The following is an 18179-nucleotide window of genomic DNA, read 5'->3' on the forward strand; positions in this document are numbered from 1 at the left end:
CATATTGAGAAAAGAAGGAATGCTAATTAAAACTTAAGACCTCTATGGTCTACGATTTATCAATTGTCTTAATGGCCTCTCCTTTCTAATTTTTCTTCTCTTAGAATTTAAAATCGGATACTATTTTTCATCGACTATTTAGGAAAAAAATGACAAAAGACACTCCCTCTATCTTTGTAACGACAGTAGACGTATCCATGAAAGATAAGCTCCTTCAAGGCTTAATTTCCCAAGGTTTTGAAATCGCTAAAATCCCTTACGCTTTTTTTTCAGCGAAAAAAAAAGGAGTCAGCTGCACCTTTTATGAAAGCGGCAAGCTGACGGTACAGGGCAAAGACATGGCTCCTTTTATCGAGTTTTTTTTAGAGCCCGAAATCCTCGGCAATTTTAGCTTTTCCCACCCCGATGCAAACCTTGATTTAACGCCAAGATTAGGGGGGGATGAGTCAGGAAAAGGCGATTTTTTTGGACCGCTTGTCGTAGCTTGTGTTTATGGAAATGAAAAGACTATCCCGGAGCTTGTTAGGATAAAAGCCAAAGATTCTAAAGCGTTAACAGATGAGACAGCCCTCAAAATTTCTAAAGAAATCCAAAAGATCGTACCCTATAAAATTATTCGCATCTTTCCTGAAAAATACAATAGCCTCTACGAAGGTTTTTCGAATTTAAACTCTTTGCTTGCCTGGGCTCATGCGGCCGCTTTAAGCACTCTCCATCAAGAAACGGGCTGCCCTTTGGCAATTGTCGATCAGTTTGCCAATGAGTCGGTGCTCCTTAGCGCTTTAAGAAAGAAAGAAGCCGATCTTGTTTTGAAGCAAAGGCATAGGGCTGAAGAAGATGTCGTTGTTGCAAGCGCCTCTATTTTGGCAAGGGCTGCTTTTCTAGAGGGTTTAAAAACTTTAAGCGAAGAATACAAAATCGACCTACCTAAGGGCGCTTCAAAACTCACCATACAAGCCGGGAAAAAATTAAAAGCCCAATATGGGGACGAAGCTTTAAGGAAAACCGCTAAACTTCATTTCAAAACTTATGAAGCGCTTTAAACCAGGCTTAAAAAACAAAAGCTTCATTTGCTTTAGAAAGAAAATGATGGTATGAAGAAAGTTAATTAAAGAGCATTTGGTACCATGTTTAAAAATCCTTCTTTAATAGCAATGATAGTTCTCTTTTTTTTGGGAACTTTTTTTCTGTTTTTTCAACACATGCCAAGAGGAATAATTCCTTCTTCCTCGCCCTCTCTCTCGCAAGGAATGCTTCTTGACCCTAATAATGTAAATGGAATGGCGCTTGTTTATAATGGCCTCCCCTACACTTTAAACCTAAAACAGCAAATGCAGATGATTGATTTTATCAATCATTCAAACTCTTTTGAAGGCCGCTTTCTTCCTGAAAAAAGTCTTGGTTTCGATTCGTTATCCATTTATTTATTTGGAGATAAAGAAGGCCTCAATTTAGTACCTATTGTTTACTTCAAAAATAATCTTATTTTTCAAATTCCAAAGTTAAAAGAAGGCGCTTTCATCGAAGAAAGCGAGGGCAAACTAAAAGCCCTTATCTCTTCGTTGCACGACTAAATTTGCTATGTTAAAATCACTTTCCATCCAAGATTTCATTCTAATCGACCGCTGTCAAATTGAATTTAGTGAAGAATTCAATGTGATTACCGGTGAAACAGGGTCCGGGAAATCCGCATTTCTTTCAGCTCTTGCTTTAATTTCCGGGAGCAAAGCCTCAACTGAACTCATAAGGCAAGGTAAGGAGAAGGCAACTTTAGAAGCCATTTTTGAAAACTACCCTCAAGAGGCTCTAGAAATCTTGCAGGAATCCGGGATCGATACTGAAGGAGATCTTCTCATTATTAAAAGAGAAATTTTCTCCAATGGAAAAAACCGTAATTTCATTAATCATCAAACGGTGCAAGCCTCTCTTTTAAAAAAAGTCGGACAAAGCCTCATTCAAATAGTCAGCCAAAACGATAACCGCTGTTTAAAAGAACTAGAAACCCACATCCGATTCCTTGATCAATTCTGCCAATTAGAAAGCGAGCTTCAAGACTATAAAGCTTGCTATAAAGAATGGGTAAGCGCAAAAACGGAACTAGAAAACTTTCAAAATTCTCTTTATGAACGCAAGTTAAAAATTAACCTTCTAAATGAAATTGTTGATGAAATAACTTCTGTCAATCCAAAAGAAGACGAAGAAGAGCTTCTTTTTCAAGAATATCAGCTTCTTGCCAATGCCAATGATCTGCAAGAGGGGATGCAATCCATTGTCAACCTAATTGATGGTGAAGACAGCCTTTTATCCAACCTAAAACAAGCTCATAAAAGCCTTCACCAGCTCTCTAGAATCGATTCTTTGCTAGCCTCTCAAGAAGAATCTTTAAAAATGGCTATTATTTCTTTAGAGGATGTGACTCAAACCTTAGAGAAAAGAATTAGCCGTGTAGAATTTAACCCCTATAAAATGGAAGAAGCTTCAAAACGTCTTGAAACCCTCTCAAGGCTAAAAAAGAAATATGGGAGCGAGCTTAAAGATGTTCTTTTAAGGAAAGAGCTTGCTGAAAGGGAATTGACTTTACTTGAAAAAAGCGATGAATCGCTTGAAGAAAAAAAACTTCATTTGCAAAACCTTCAAGATAAAAGAGATCTTTTGAGTTCAAAATTGACTGAAAAACGAACAGCATCAGCTAAGAGGCTAGAATCTGAGATAATAAAAGAATTTGCATCCCTTAATTTATCTTCAGGTAGATTCAAAATTGAAATCACTCCCAAAGAATGTGGAGAAACCGGAAAGGACCGCGTCGAATTTTTCTTGGCGCCAAATCCTGGAGAGCCTTTTGTTTCCCTGGTAGAAGCTGCAAGCGGTGGAGAGGTTTCGCGTATTCTTATAGCTCTTTTAGTGCTGACGACAAAAGAGAATGAAAACCGATCTATCCTTTTTGATGAGATCGATGCTAATATCGGTGGAACATCTGCCTCTCTTGTTGGAAAAAAATTAAAAGAAATCGGGAAAAGAGCGCAAGTTTTAGCTGTCACCCACTTTCCCCAAGTGGCTATTGAAGCTTCTTTCCATCTTAGGATCCATAAGGAAACAAAAGATGGGCGGACAGTTACTTTCGCAAAAGCTATAGCTTCTGAGCATCGGATGGAAGAGCTTAAACGTATGAGAGGGGAAGCTGCTTTGGAAGGAGCTCTTGCTTAACTTCTGATGGTTAATCTTGACCCAAGCACTTGGCAGAGGGATGATAGATTTTTGGCCAACTTAGCCTGTATAAAAGACTCTCCTCCTTATATTAGATTTTGCAAGGGATAAGCCATTTCTATTTAATGTATCTCAAGAAGTAATCCAATTTACGGTTTCAGACCGAAGAGCCGATTCTCAGTGTCGAATTTACCGCTAAATTTCGGATCAGCATTCTCAAAATAGTTCTTTAAGCTAGATGTGGACGCAATTAGGGATTAGACTTTTTCAAGGATATAAAGATAGCCTCTACCCATCCGCCTATCGGGGTCTATGACTTCTGTCACTCGGGAGTCATCGGCATGGCTCCAAGAGCCATTTTTTTCAACTAAAGCCGTGTAATGGCCGGTATCCGCTCTTTTAGTACCCCAATCATCATGGTGAACTAACGCTTTAAGACGGTACTGAACCGATCCTTTTTCGAGGTCAAACCCTTTAGATAAATCAAAGGTATAATCAGTTGGAAGTTTAAAAGAAGTGTCTATTTTTTCAAACTCAACATTCCCGGCATCTTCTATCTTAAGATAGCGTTTCATCTGCAGGACAAGATAGGGAGGAGGGCTTTCAAGGGATTGCTTTTCATCCCAATCATTCGCTTCAAAGACCGTGCTATCGAGGCTATTTTCAATTCGGATAGGGTCCGCATCATGATGCGAGCTTCTTGAGAAAGCCTGGTCCAATACTTCTTGAAGGGAAGGGCTTTCATCCATATTTTCCCTTGGAAGTTCAATTTGAATCACTTGAAAAGGCTGCGTTTCTTTATGGCCAAGAGGAACATCTTTCCCTGTTTCAAATTTCATTTTTACAAGATTAACTTGATAATTTAGGTTAAATAATAATTTCTCTAAAATTTGAACGGCATCTTCCATCCCGGTTCTATTCTGCGATAGAAAAAACACTCCTGCGTCAAAAAAAGCGTCTCTCATTTTGCGGCTTGCTTTTTTTAGTTCGACCGAATCATAATTCGGGGTGTCGTAAAGCAAAATAAACTCTTTTACGGCTTGCTCGATTTTCTTTTCGGAAGAGACCTTTTGAAAAAGCTTTTCAAGAATTCTGATTTCATTCTCATTCAATGGGCTCTCAGTAAACCGAGATAGAGTCACTTCAAGAAGAGTGTTATCGTCAAAAAGAGAAGAGGAGCTCTCTCCCCACTCTTCGACAATCGCTTTAAGGTTTTCTAGAGTTAGTAAGCTTGGGGTAAGAGGATCTCTTAATTGCTTTGAAAAAGCATTGAGGTCCCCTTCAAGAATATTTAGAAAATCGGTCTGCCAATTCTCTTGTAGAAGAGCTGATTTAAAAAAAGGTATTTGAAGAAGGACTTGAATCGCTGAATTCAAGTAGCAGCTATTGCCTACGTTTTCAATTCCGTGAAAGACTTCTAAATTTTCTTTTTCTAAAAGAGAGACAGCTTCCCTAAAAAGGTCGAACTTTTCAAAAGAAAAACACTCTTTTTCCTCCGCTAAAAACTCTTTTTCGAAGCGGCGGAATAAAACCACAAGTTGTTTTGCTTGAGCTACGGCATCGCCTTTATCTTCAATGCCAAGCGCTTCGACGCTCTTTTTCTCTAACAGCAGATTCAAACGATCCTTGTATTCGGAAACCTTTTCATTTAGGCTTAAAAGAAGAAGTTCGTAATCTCCCTTAAAGGAGTCAAAGACAAGTTTTATCTCTATGTCATTGTTCAAATGTTCTTGAACATAACTTGCAAGTGAATTAAAAAAAGCAATTCTCGCCGTAATTTGGCGCTTTAATAAAAGCGCTTCTTCAAGTTCTTCTGAAGTTAAAAAATTCAAGCAGCCAATTTTATCCCTTCTAATGGAAATCGTATTTTTTTCTTCGCTCTCTGCATCCTCTTTCTTGAACTTCTCTAAATCCAATTGAAGTTGAAGAAGATAATTTGAAATTAATGCTTTTTTTTCAGTAAATTTCCCGTCTAGTGATATAAACCAATTGATGAGTACTTCTCTTAATTCAAAATCTCTTACTTTTTCAAAAAGAGGCCTGATAGACTCTAATTTATTTTCTAATGATGCTATTAATTGACTTGGTTTCTCGCTTTGATAGCTGATTTTGGTTAGCTCACCATCTATTTCTTTAAAGGCTTCAAAGATTGCATCCGTTGCAGAAGCGGCTTCTTCCTCAAGCTTTATTGCACCTAGGTTAATCTCTTTTATAATTTGGACATTCTTTTGAAGTTTATCAAGCAGCTCATTTTTTGCAGCAAGCCTCTCTCTTAGCTTTTCGAAAGGAGATAGTCCGGATGAAGAGGCGTTCTCCTTTTGGCCGGCTATCATTAATTCACCAAGATGAATCTTGCCTTCAAAAGATTTAAGACATTTTTTAAATCTATCAATATAGCGCTCAATTTTAGAAAGATTTGTTGCTGTCATTTTATTGGGAGCTCTATGCATCAAATCTATGGCAATCTTTCTAAAGCGAAGAATTTCTTTTTCGATTCTACTAATAGAGCTTGTAAGATCTTCATAATAACTTTTAACGAAAGAAAGAGAGTCGTCTAAAGAGAGTTCTTTGCCTTCAACTTCTTTTCCCTTTTGTTTTTTTCTTTTGGAAGAACCTAGTTTCTCATTAAAGATTTTTTCAGCTTTGCTTGCTGAATTCAAAGTAGAGCTTGAAGATTCAGAAACTTCAGAGGAAGAAAGAGGGGTGACTTTTTTTTCAGCAAAAAAATTAGCGAGCGATCGAAAGACAAAGACTCCCCCGACAATTGTGAATATTGTGGCAGCAATGCTAGCAATAGCGACAAGAACTCTTTGAGAAAAAGAAATTTTTTGAAACTTTCGTCCGGCTTTGGCCATGGATTCAAAAAAGTCAGAAAAAAACCCTTTTGAAGGGATTGTCTTTGGGACCGTACCTTCAGCCGACTGGTCTCTCGAGATAGTCATTAATTAAAACCATTTTTATTTATAGCGCCCTATAAAGCAGGGATATAATATTTTAGAAAAACAAATAATGAAAACGAATTTATTATTAAATTGTTTAATCAACTTTTTCTAATAGATAAAAATATCCATAAGGTACTTTTTGGGCAAAATCTGATACATCGACAGCTTTTGTCTCACTGTCATTGCAATCAAAGTAAATATTGGCGAGATTAAGAGAGGCCGTATAATGCCCCCCTCCGACATCGCCTTTATGATTGATGATCGCTTTCAATTTATACCGGCATTCCTGATCCATATTAAAGGCTCTTGAAAAATCGATCTCGAAATCAGGACTCCAAGTCAATGGAGTTTTGATTTTATGAGCATCTCCGGTTCTCATATCAAACGAAAATCTTTTAAGATGGAGATTAATCAGCCTAGGGGGAGAGCCTTCCAGGGACATTTTTTCCCTGTAAGTGGAGAAGTTATTCCAGGTATCTTCAGCTGAACCTGCTTCTCGCTCAGTAAAAAAACCATCTATTAAACTTTGGATTGGAATGGGTTCTTTTTGATCAGGTACGATGAGCGGTAAATTCGAATAAAAGCTCGTTTCTTTCTCTGAGCGAATAGTCCTTCCCCCCCTTTCACCGCTTCTTTCAGTTGAAAGAGAAACCCCGAGTCCAAGAGCTGTCAAAATGTAATTTAAGGATTCTTGAGCATCTTGCTGCTCTCTAATATCACCTGCAATCACATTAGCCTTAAACAAAGCTTCACGGATGGAAACAACTTTTCGGCTAAGGGCATAAGGGCTAGTGTCCGGATTTTCTAATTCGTAATAATACTCTTGAAGCGATCTTTTTAAACGATGAAGCCGTTGATAATCCAAAATAGCATTTCTTAAGATTCTCCCCATTTCTTCATCAAAGCCTTCTATGCCACCCTCTTCAAGGTCTCCCACGCTTCTAAGCTGAATGTAAAAATCTATATCTTCTTCTTTTAAACCGGCCCAAACTTCTTTTAACTTTTCTTTGTCATCAAACTGATAAACATCTCTTGCCATCGCATCAAGCATAAAATTATCTAAAACAGTTTCTATGGAGGCCCAGTTTGGCTCAGCTATTTTTTCTTTTATGGTTTCAGAAGAAAATAGAAGCTGCAAAGCAGAATTTAAATAGCAGCTTGCGCCTAAATTACTAATTCCTTTTGGCTTCAAAATGCCATAGAGAGCCTTAGTCAATTCACTATCAATGAGAGGTTTATCCTCGAAAAACCACGTTACATTATGACGGGTTAACTCAAGATTTGCGCCAAAGTCTTCTAAGAAATTAGCAATATTGGCAAGATCTTTTAACTTAGCTATCGCGATATTTTCTCGATCAGGGTCCAGCCTTAAAGCATCTTTATCGAAATCTTTTATCTTCTCTTGCACACTTTTGATTTTTTCTACAATGGCTTCTCTGCAACTATGGACTTTTTCGTTAAGCTGGATATTAAGAAGTTCAAAATCGGAGATCAAAACATTGATCTGCTCTAACTTGTCCAAATCAAAAAATAGTGAAAGGCCTTCAGCTTTTTTAAGCCAGTCCTCATAGTTTTCTTTTAGGTCGAGCGCAAATTTTAGATAGTTTATGAACTCGGAGTTATTGCTTGAATCATCTTTATTAGAAAGCGCTTCAAGGTTATTGATCATTCCTTGAGCTTGCAAATACACTTCTGAGCCAAGTCTATATTTCTCAAGCTCGCTCTTTAGCTGATCCAAATCTTTTTCCGTCATCACGCGATCTTGGATTTTAAAATTGTTGATCTGGCGATAATAGAACTTAGCGGCAAGCAAAATAGAAATACCAACAACAGATAGGGCTGCAAAAATTAGCACGACAGCCTTTACAATTCTAAGAGCTAGAACCATCACCCCTTTTTGCGGCCCGGTTTCCATGATATAAATCTTTTGGGAAAGAGACTTTTTCATTAAAATTTCATAAGAAGTTTGTCCAAAATCAAATAAAGGTTCTATGATTCGACCAAGCATAGAAGCCTTCTCTACAGGAGCTGCAACACTGGAATTAGGATAAATGGGGCTAAAAAAACCGACTTCTTGACAGGACATAAGCTACTCAAAAAAATTATTAAAAGAATAGATCGTACCTTAAATACGGTTATTTATCAATAGTTTATAACTATTTAACGGATCATCTAAACAAAGAAAATTATGTTTTATAAAACAACTTTACAAAATTAAGAAAACTTAATAAATAAAGTTACCTGTTATATTTTTATATAATAGTTTAAGGGTTCAATGGTCGACTTTAAAAAAAAAATTTTCTTTGGCCTTAAAGCTTGTGCTGATTGGCCACTCTTTTGCACAAAGGCTCGCTTTCTTAACGAGAAAAATCGACATATGACTTTAGCATTCCTCGGGATGCAGCCCTATAACGAGCTAGATTTTTTTTTAAAATCCATCCCAACGCCCCCTCTTGTTGGATTTTCAGCGGTTGCTGAAGAAATCCTTTTCCTTCCATTTAATAAGCCCGCTACCGCCTCCTATAGCCTAAGGTTTCTTGCCGGAGAAAATCGCTTGCTGGACTATCAAAAAAAACTTTCATCCTATTTGATTCAAAAAGACCTGATTTCTCATATAGATCAAAAAAGGAGCTTCCTCCCGCATGTTACCTTTGCAAGACAACCCTTCGACAAAATCAATTTAAAATTTGAATTTACATCATTTATCATAACTTTGTCGACCCTTCATCTTTATGAAAGCTTGGGCGGGCTTTCCTATTCTCCTCTAATAACGAAAGAGGTTGAAAAGCCTTTCGAGGAAATAGACCATACAGCAGACATTGCCTATCTAATTAAAGGAGAGTCGTTGGAAGAAATAGCCTTAAACGCAAAAGCCGCTCTTATGAGCCGGGAATTAAATATTGAACCTTTTTTTAATTATTCAAAAAAAGATTTTTCATCCATCGAATCCATTGTCCTCTGGCTTAACGAAGCCATTAGGGAACAAGATAAAAATGAGGGGTCTCCCTTTAAAGCCGTTTCACATCATGGAAAAATCAAAATAGATAATAAAAATATTTTTACCTGGGAAATGATTGTCGATGTCTAAAGATTTAAAAAAAATAAAACCTGCGACCTATCTTCTTCCAAAGGAAGGCGGTATGCGAGTGCCGGGCCTTGTTATAGCAAGCGAGAAACTCTTAGAGATTGACGACCTTGAAGAACCTTTGAAACAAGTGAGGAATGTTGCCTATCTTCCGGGTATTTTAGGCTATAGCGTCGCTATGCCGGATATTCATTGGGGTTATGGCTTCCCTATAGGCGGTGTGGCCGCAACCGATGCTGAAGAGGGAGTGATCAGCCCGGGGGGTGTCGGCTATGACATTAACTGCGGGGTTCGTCTAGCTCTAATTGATATCCCCTTTGATTCTATCACGGCAAAAAATCGAAAGGCGCTTCTTGAATCCATCTATAAAAACGTTCCCTCAGGCGTTGGCAAAGGACATAGTAAAGCTAAAACCCTAACCAATAGCGACTACGAGCAATTAGTGAAAGAAGGCGCAAAATGGTCTATTGATTTAGGTTATGGCTTTTCCCGAGATCTTGAGTATATGGAAAGCTATGGCGTTATTGCAGGCGGCGATGCCCATTACATTTCTACTTCTGCTAAAGATCGTGGTAAAGATCAGCTTGGGTCTATTGGTTCCGGCAATCATTTTGTTGAAATTGGAAAAGTCGATGCCATCTTCTTAAAAGATGTAGCCAAGGAATGGGACGTTTTTGAAGGTCAAACCTATGTCTTAATTCATTCCGGATCAAGAGGGCTTGGCCATCAAGTCTGCCAAGACACACTCGATGAATTTGTAAGAAAAGGCTATTCGGAAAATCTTCCTGACAAGCAGCTTGTTTCAGCTCCCATTAAAAGCGATGACGGAAAAGCTTACTTTAAGGCTATGGCAGCTGCTGCTAATTTTGCTTTCAATAATAGACAGAGAATCCTTCATGAAGTTCGTCAAAGCTTCAATGAAACCCTAGGAATCCCTTTTGAAGAGGTCCGCCTTCTATATGATGTTTGCCATAACATTGCCAAGTTTGAAACGCATTTAATTGATGGGGTTGAAAAGAAAGTCTGCGTCCATAGAAAAGGGGCTACAAGAAGTCTTGGGCCTAAATCAAAGGAGCTTAATTCTCTTTTTCAAAAGACAGGGCAGCCGGTTTTAGTTCCGGGAGATATGGCAAGAGCAAGTTTTTTACTTGTAGGCCTTGGAAATCCTCTGACCTTTTGTAGCTGCTGCCATGGTGCAGGAAGAGAAATGAGCCGTTTTAAATCTTCCAAATTCTGGAAAGGAAAAGACCCAATCCGATACATGGAAAGCCAAGGAGTTCAAGTTAAAGCTTCTTCAATTAGGACAATTGTTGAAGAAATGCCAAATGCTTATAAAGATGGCAGCCTTGTTGTCCAGGCGGTAGAAGACGCAAATCTAGCAAAACAAGTGGCAAGGCTTAAACCTTTTTTAGTTGTGAAAGGATAGCTCCCCCAAAATGAGGGAGCTATTTTTATTTTTAAACCCAACTTTTCCCCTAAATCCTAGCACAAACCCCTTTTCAATGGAAAACGAGATAATAAAAATCACTAGTTTGAGCAAGAAACCTTCTTTAATAAATAAGACACTATGCACAAACTATCAAGCGGAGAGCTAAGCCTCTCACTTGCCAATTGAAACGCCAAGCACCTCGGCTAAGTTCATAACTTGGCCTTCGGCACTTAACATTTCACTTGTCAAGTTCTGTAACGCTCATGCGTGATTTAGGGGCGCAAGTTGGGTTTTAAATATATCTCTCCCGCCACTCTTCTCGGGGGCTGATTTTCTTTAAAGCTTTTTCGAAGTCTGCCATTCCAACTTTTAGAGGCAGTTCTTTTTCCTTGCCTTTAAGACTCGCCGTCATGTTTTGCATCTTCATATGGCGTCTTGCAGCTAATGTGAACGCTTTATTTACAAGAGATTGAATAAAACTGCCATTTCGTCGATCTGTTCTTAATGCCAGCTCTTCTACATTTACTTTCTCATCAAGCTGACCATTCGCTTTTATTTTCCCGAGGCAAATCTCAAATATCTCTTTTCTTGCTTCCAAATCCGGCAGCGAAAGAAGAATATGCTTCCCAAATTTTCCTTCTCTCTGAATGCCATCGGATAGTTCATAATGCCTTGTAGCAAGTCCTATGACGACAAGATTTCGAAATTCAAATTTTTCTTCCAGCACATCCTCTACTTCTTTGATGAAATGATTAAATACGGAACCATCCAAAGAGTCGGGAATTTTTTGAGTAGAGTAAAGCCAATCGATATTATCAATTACAACCATAGTCATACTAGCTTCATGTTTTAACTCTTTCTCAAGGTGCAGGGAGTGCTCAAAAAGGTTTTTAAGTTTGGCTTTCAGGTGATGGCCTTGTAATTCCCAAAGAGAAGAAGCGCGGTAGTATTTAAAGCTGTTTTTATTGAGATTAAAAACTTTCATCAAGGATTTGGCAAAAATTGTTTTTCCCGTTCCTGAAGGTCCATAAATAAAATAGCCTTTCGGTAAAGCTTGGCCATTATCCAAGAAAAATTGCTTATAGGTTTGATAGCAGCTTAAATCCAAAACCATTTCTATTTGATCTTTGGAGAGTCCCCCAAAGCCTAATTTTTTAAGGGCCTCTTTCACCTCAGCTTTTTGATAGACCGCCTGGAAATTAGGGACAGGGCTTTCTATTTCCTCTTTTCGATCTAACATCGTTAGAAGCGCTTCCTTAAAATCCCTTTGGGTAATTTTAGCATCCGAATGCGTATAAATTTCATCTTTAGGGATTCTATTTTGGTAGACCCTTCTCAAGGAAATATCGACGGCTTTTTTACAAATAGCCGCAATAAAAGCTCCTGATTGACCGATGGTGTGTTCGGCAAGCTCATCAAATTCGATACCCTCGTCTAAATTTTTCATTTTTTTGGTATGGATTTGAAAAATCTCTTTTCTTGCCTTTAAATCCGGCAATCCCATTTCTATATGAAGACCGAGCCTGCCGGGTCTAAGAATTGCGCTATCGATGCAATCTTTCCTATTAGTAAGAGCAATAACTAGCGTATTATTAAGGGACTTAGCAGAACCGTCCAGCTCCTTTAAAAAAGTTCGAACCACACTTTGTCTTGCAGCTATCTCATCTTCACCAACTTTTTGGCCTAAAGCATCAAATTCATCGATAAGAATGACATGAAGCTGGCTATCAGCACCATTTTTTTCCTGATCTTCCCTTGCAAGTTTAAACATATTTCGAACATTCGCCTCAGAGCCCCCGAGCCATTTATTCCAAATATCAGGCCCTGAATAATAATGGACTTGCGCATTCATTAGTTTTCCAATCAACCTTGCAAAAATGGTTTTTCCGGTTCCAGGAGGCCCATATATTAAAATCCCCCTTTCCGGTTGAAGATCCATGCTTGTGATGTAATCTTTGTAATCACCCCAAGAAAGCTTTATGGCTGTGAGAGCCTCTTTTAATAGATCCGGCACGCCCCCGACTCCAAGCTCTATCAAAGTTTCCCCAATGTTATCGTAATTAAGGTCTTGAACTGCCGGTACCACTACAAGGTTGCTTTCATTATCGGTATAAAATTGAATTTTGGTTTCGGGTGTCCATTGATATAAGAAAGGATAAGACCCTTGAGCTATCCGATCTTTTGACGTGATCTCCATAATTTGAAAGTTGACTTTTTGCCCATTGTCTAATACGGCGGCCACATTTTGATCTTTCAAAAAACATTTTACGGTATCTTTAAATGCAACCTTTAAAGCTTCTTCTTCCAATATGGGTTTCTTTTTATTTTCATCATCTTCACCAAGAAGGATCCTTTGAAACGACTTACTCTTATTGTCCGGAAGGGTTGGTTTAATGGTGATGCTTTCAAGATCGATTGGCACACTCTTTTGAACTAAATCGACCATGAGCTTCTTATTACTATAAACTTTTATGAGGGTTTCTTTGCTTAAATGGTATAATGGCTTTATGGTGTCATCGTCATTTTCTGTGAAACCCATACACTTCGCTTTATTTAATTTTAAAAGAAACTTTCCCTTGGCGAGTTCAAGAACAATTTTTCCGCCAATCGGTAAAGATCTCTCCTCGCTTAAAATAGCTTCTTTGATTTCCTCAAAACTGGCCCAAAGGCGCTTTCCCGTTTTTAGGTTCTCTTTAGCCGTCGTATCTAATATTTCAAAAACTACTTCATTTGCAGGTTGCGCCTCAGAGGCCACGGATGTGAATATGATTTGTGAATGCCCACTGATTCTTATCGCATGATCTCTTAACTGAAAAGCGATCTCATTTTGATTCTCAAACTCCCCTTCCTCCACGTTGGATATAATTTCAGACCCTTTCTTTAACTCAACGCTTTTGAATCTAATCGTAACAGCGTGATCACCTGAAATTTGCAAGTGCTTCTCTTCTCCTGGAATAATTTTAAATTTGGAAAATTGCTCTCTCACCCATTGGCTTAGTTCTGAAAATGCAACGGGAACCGGGACCGGCTTTTCCCCTTTTTTCCAACCTTCGTTAAGCCCGCCTTCCAAAGCGCCTATAATTCGAGCGGAAACTCTAGTTACTTTACAAACTGAAAATTCAAATCTTGCAATCCCCTCATCTTTCATTTCTTCAAAAAGCGCTATTTCGTCGTCACCTGAACTCCATTTAACTTTAGTAGCGCTTGTAATCTTTCCGTAATAGGGTATCTTCTCAATAAAGGGGTTATCTTTTTCAATGTCCTTAAAAGCCCAACTATCTACAATTGCAACAAGCGGGCCGATCGCCGGATGTTTGATAAACAACTCTTGACCCATCCTAATAACTTTTCCTTGCCAAAGTTGTCTCAGAATATCTTGAAGAGAGTCGACAAGAATTTTTTTAGGGTCATTTTTACCAAATCCATTCAGCTCTCCTCTACCATAAACTTTTAAAGATAATTGAGTTATAACACCCGATCTTTGATCAAAACGTGAAATAACAGTCTCTACGCCTCTTGGACCTTTATCAATTGCCCTTTTTACTTGAGAAAAGAAGTGTGTGGGTACATACATTGAATTCTTTTTAACAGAAGGATCGGGAAACGCAGGAAAAGGAAAATTCGCTACACTGACTAAAGGATATTCAAGCTCACCCTCTTCTTCTTTTTCACCCGATGGAAATAGATCCTCATAAGTTCTAGGATTTAAACGAACTCCATTCTCGGCAGCTCTTGTAATGTCCGGGTCCCTTAATACCGCTACCGCAACGGTATGAGAGTCCTTTTCAACTCTTTGTTTTTTTTCAGCTCTTGGGGAGTCCTTTTTACCTTTAGTTTTAGAAGTGGAAGGTTCACACATTTCCCTTTTTCTTGTGTTGGATTCTTTTAATCCCGGATCATAGGGAGATCCCCCCTTTATTCCTGTAACGCCTGTCATAATTTTACTCCGTCTTAAGTTTCTTTTGTCTTAGCCAAAAAATTGTTAAAGTTCTCATTTCTAATGGCTATTTTCGCTAACGTCTTCAATTCCTTATTTAGATGGATCAAAATGAAAATTTAATCCACAATTTTTTTATAGCTTAAAAACCGCTGATTTTATAAATTGAAATTTTTTTTATATTATATTTTTGCTGCAATCTTCTGGCTAAAAATGCCTCATGAAATTCATTTAAGCCTTTTTTTGGAAAGGTTCCTAAGCTTTCAGATAAAATGGGAATAATGTAATTCGCTTTACAAAAATTAAAAATTAAACTTTATTGTGCTTAATTAAGCGGCTTCCCTTGAAGCTTATTAAAATCATTTGCTTTAAGACTTTTTTTGGAGAAATGCTATGCAAGAAACTATTCGTTCTCTTAGGCCTTATTTCTTTTTTGAGAGCCTAGTATTTATTTTACTTGGAATTGCAGCTTTGGCGGTTCCTTTCATTTTTACCTTAAGCATAGGCTTATTGATAGGCTCTCTTTTTCTTATCGGAGGGCTTGTACAGGGGTTTAGAACTTTAAAATCCGGAGTCCATTCTACCGGTTTTTGGCCTTCTCTATTAGTGTCTATCCTTTATGTCCTAGTAGGGCTTTATCTTTTATTTTTTCCTCTAAGAGGAGCTGTCACTTTAACACTTCTTTTAGCCGTCTATTTTTTCCTCGAGGGAATTTTTAAGATTTTCTTTAGCATCTCCGCAAGAAACTTACCGCAAGCAGGTCTTGTTTTTATAAGCGGGTTGCTTTCATTTTTAATTGGCTATATCATTTATGCCGCTCTTCCCGGAAGTGCTAGCTGGGCAATCGGTGTCCTTGTCGGGATTGATTTGTTAATTATTGGAATTACTCTTCTCATTATTACTCTATCAGTTCCAAAGTCTAGTGAGAGAATTTAAAAAGTATTTATAAAGAGGGTTTATTAATAAACCCTCTTTTAAGGTAAAGCGCTGATGGGATCTCTAGCTACTTTTTTCTATTCATTCTTGACTGTCGCTTTAGTATTCTATACTCTTTCTGTCGGAAAAGATCTTTTCATTCCAATTTTTATTGCCATTGTCATTTGGTTTTTATTAGCAAGCTTAGCCGGCGCAATTCAAAAAGTTAGATTTTACCATTATAAAATAAACTACCCGCTTGCCATTACCCTTGCCCTTTTCATGGGAGGCTATGGCCTTTGGTTAACTTATTTACTCATGGTAGAAAATATCTCGCAAGTTATTGAAGCTGGGCCCTTTTATCAAGAACGCTTCAACCACCTGCATGAAGCCTTAATGACCAAGCTCAACATTCAAAAACCTCCTGCCTTATCGGATCTTATCGGCTCTTTTAGTGTTGTAGACATAGCTTCAGGGGTTGCTCAAATGTTGACCACTTTTGCAAGTAATTTAGGGGTCATTTTTCTCTATGTAATTTTTATGCTTATGGAGACAGGCTCTTTTGATGAAAAGCTTAAGGCTTTAATTCCAAATAAGGAAAAAAGACAAGATGTTCAAAAGCTTGTGGCTAGAATCACAAAGCAAATCCAGTCCTATATTTGGATAAAAACAATAGTAAGCATAGCAACCGCTTTAATCAGTTATTTTGTTCTTTGGGCGGTGGGCGTTGATTTTGCAGCTTTTTGGGCATTTATCATCTTTATTTTAAATTATATCCCAACGATCGGTGCAATTATCGCAACCATTTTGCCTTGCATGCTAACCCTTGTCCAATTTGAAAGCTTAACTCCCTTTCTTATTGTCACTTGCACGTTGATTTCCATTCATTTTATCATAGGAAATATCATCGAGCCAAAATTAATAGGCAGATCGATTAATTTAAGCGGGCTTGTGATTTTATTCTCTCTTGCCGTTTGGGGTCATATTTGGGGGATGGTCGGACTTTTTCTTTCAATACCGATAACAGTCATTACAAGCTTAATTTTAGCCAACTTTCCAAAAACCCGTTTTCTTTCGATTCTTCTTTCAGAAAATGGGGAAATTTACGAGGAAGAAAACAATCATCTTTCACTTTGAAATTACTCATTGAATTTCTGACACTCTTCCGGAATATATTCATCAGGCACCCCGCTGATAGGATGCTCGCCGCTTGATTCTAAAATAGAATTCAGCCAAAAGTAGATATTTTCTTTTCTTATTTTTTGGCGTAATTTTTTCATGCGGAAATGCCTTTTTTCTTCAGACAGAGTCAAGGCTTCATATATGCTTCTAGAAGTTCCTTCAACATCGTAGGGGTTAATTAAAAAAGCTTCCTTTAATTGGCAAGCTGCCCCTGCAAATTCACTTAAAACCAAAGCTCCTTTTTCTTCAATGTTGGCAGCCGCATACTCTTTGCAAACAAGATTCATCCCATCTTTAATAGGTGTCACAAGCGCAACATCGCTTGCCCTGTAAAAGCCAAGAAGCTGAACCGGGGTTAGGGAATGGAACATATAGTGGATAGGGATCCAGCCAGGGCTTGTGTATTCGCTATTAATTTGGCTGACGGCTTTATCTATTTTTTCTTTTAGGTCAATATAGCCTTGAATATCAGTCCTTGAAGGGACAATCACTTGAATAAAATTTACTTTGCGGTGAAACTCAGGAAAAGATTTTAGAAAATTGGCAATCGCTTCTAGACGATAGGGGATTCCTTTTGTATAATCCAGCCTATCCACACTAAAGACAAGCTTTCTACCCGGCAGAGACTGCCGGATGGATTGAACTTCTTTTTCAACCTCAGGGCTCTTAGCTTTTTCTTCAAACTCATCAAAATCAATGCTAATTGGATAAACCCCTACCTTTGTAACGGTGCTATCCGTAAGGCAAAGAGTTTTATTTCCGCTGCCTCTAAAGATGGCATCTTTAAGAAGAGCTTTTGCATTATAAATAAAGTTTCTCATATCACGTTGAGTTTGAAAACCTAACGAATCAAAATCAAGTAATGCCCTTAAGATTTCGAACCTCCATGGTATTTTAAGGAATATATCGATAGGTGCAAAAGGAATGTGGAGGAAGAAAGAAAGCTTATAATTAAAGTAATTTTGCTTTAAGTACTTACCGACAAGCATTAAATGATAATCATGAATCCAGATAAAATCTAAATTTTTGGCAATCGACTTAATCTTTTCAGCAAATTTTATATTTACGCTTTGGTAACCCTTCCAATAGGAGGGCTTAAAGTTGCATAAAGCGTGAAGGTCGTGAAAGAGAGGCCAGATAATCTCATTTGCGAATCCTTCATAATAATCTGCGATTTCCTCTTTAGTTAAAGAAATCGAGACTAGTTTAAAACCTGCTTCCTTTTCAAACTCATGCAAGGCTTTTGCAATCTCTTCTTCTGAAAAATCATGCGTCCCGATCCACCCAATCCAAATTCCCTTATGCTTCTTTAAAAGAGGGGCCATGGCTGTAATAAGCCCTCCTGATCCGGGCACAATATGCGGCTTGCCATCTTTTTTAGTAATAATAATAGGAAGCCTATTTGAAACGACGATCAATCTCCCGGTAATGCTATTTTTTTGATGTTTTATCATTGGTACAAGCTTGATTTAATTCAGAAAGGAT

General features: G+C 38.0%; 11 protein-coding genes. 7 read left to right on the forward strand and 4 right to left on the reverse strand.

All coding sequences use genetic code 11. The features are described from left to right. The first annotated feature begins 149 nt into the window (after window positions 1-149). From rnhC to recN, 3 genes are all read left to right on the forward strand, one after another. The gene (gene rnhC / locus CSEC_RS11720) at window positions 150-1043 is read left to right on the forward strand and encodes a ribonuclease HIII (protein ID WP_041018676.1); all 894 of its coding nucleotides are present in this window, start codon (window positions 150-152) and stop codon (window positions 1041-1043) included. An 84-nt stretch (window positions 1044-1127) separates the two neighbouring features. Beyond that, window positions 1128-1574: a hypothetical protein gene (locus tag CSEC_RS11725; protein ID WP_041018677.1), complete on the forward strand. Its 447-nt coding sequence runs from the start codon at window positions 1128-1130 to the stop codon at window positions 1572-1574. A gap of 7 nt (window positions 1575-1581) precedes the next feature. Then, window positions 1582-3204 carry a DNA repair protein RecN gene (recN, locus tag CSEC_RS11730; protein WP_041018678.1) on the forward strand — a complete coding sequence of 541 codons (1623 nt, stop codon included), beginning with the start codon at window positions 1582-1584 and terminating at the stop codon, window positions 3202-3204. Between the two features lie 257 nt (window positions 3205-3461). Here recN and CSEC_RS11735 read toward each other — a convergent pair whose 3' ends face one another. Both CSEC_RS11735 and CSEC_RS11740 read right to left on the reverse strand, forming a co-directional pair. Continuing rightward, window positions 3462-6146: a ubiquitin carboxyl-terminal hydrolase gene (locus CSEC_RS11735; RefSeq protein WP_041018679.1), complete on the reverse strand. Its 2685-nt coding sequence runs from the start codon at window positions 6144-6146 to the stop codon at window positions 3462-3464. Window positions 6147-6240: 94 nt separating this feature from the next. After that, a complete protein-coding gene (locus CSEC_RS11740; RefSeq protein WP_041018680.1) occupies window positions 6241-8232 on the reverse strand; it encodes a ubiquitin carboxyl-terminal hydrolase family protein in 1992 nt (663 codons plus the stop codon). A gap of 291 nt (window positions 8233-8523) precedes the next feature. Between CSEC_RS11740 and CSEC_RS11745 the strand changes: the two genes are divergently transcribed. Together CSEC_RS11745 and CSEC_RS11750 are read left to right on the forward strand one after the other, a co-directional pair. Beyond that, window positions 8524-9234 (forward strand): archease, encoded by a 711-nt coding sequence (locus CSEC_RS11745; protein WP_154017705.1) that lies wholly within the window; start codon window positions 8524-8526, stop codon window positions 9232-9234. Further along, window positions 9227-10657, forward strand: a complete 1431-nt coding sequence (locus CSEC_RS11750) for an RtcB family protein (protein ID WP_041018682.1) — start codon at window positions 9227-9229, stop codon at window positions 10655-10657. Before CSEC_RS11745 ends, CSEC_RS11750 begins: the two co-directional genes overlap by 8 nt. Window positions 10658-10952: 295 nt before the next feature. Here CSEC_RS11750 and CSEC_RS11755 read toward each other — a convergent pair whose 3' ends face one another. After that, a complete protein-coding gene (locus tag CSEC_RS11755; protein ID WP_041018683.1) occupies window positions 10953-14597 on the reverse strand; it encodes an AAA family ATPase in 3645 nt (1214 codons plus the stop codon). Window positions 14598-14990: 393 nt separating this feature from the next. Here CSEC_RS11755 and CSEC_RS11760 point away from each other — a divergent pair, with 393 nt between their 5' ends. After that, window positions 14991-15533: an HdeD family acid-resistance protein gene (locus CSEC_RS11760; RefSeq protein WP_053332041.1), complete on the forward strand. Its 543-nt coding sequence runs from the start codon at window positions 14991-14993 to the stop codon at window positions 15531-15533. 54 nt (window positions 15534-15587) lie between these two features. Continuing rightward, window positions 15588-16649, forward strand: coding sequence for an AI-2E family transporter (locus tag CSEC_RS11765; protein ID WP_041018684.1), 1062 nt, complete (start codon window positions 15588-15590; stop codon window positions 16647-16649). A 2-nt stretch (window positions 16650-16651) separates the two neighbouring features. Here CSEC_RS11765 and CSEC_RS11770 read toward each other — a convergent pair whose 3' ends face one another. Further along, a complete protein-coding gene (locus tag CSEC_RS11770; RefSeq protein ID WP_053332042.1) occupies window positions 16652-18148 on the reverse strand; it encodes an alpha,alpha-trehalose-phosphate synthase (UDP-forming) in 1497 nt (498 codons plus the stop codon). Window positions 18149-18179: the final 31 nt, after the last annotated feature.

Source organism: Criblamydia sequanensis CRIB-18, assembly GCF_000750955.1.
GTDB classification, from domain to species: Bacteria; Chlamydiota; Chlamydiia; order Chlamydiales; family Criblamydiaceae; genus Criblamydia; species Criblamydia sequanensis.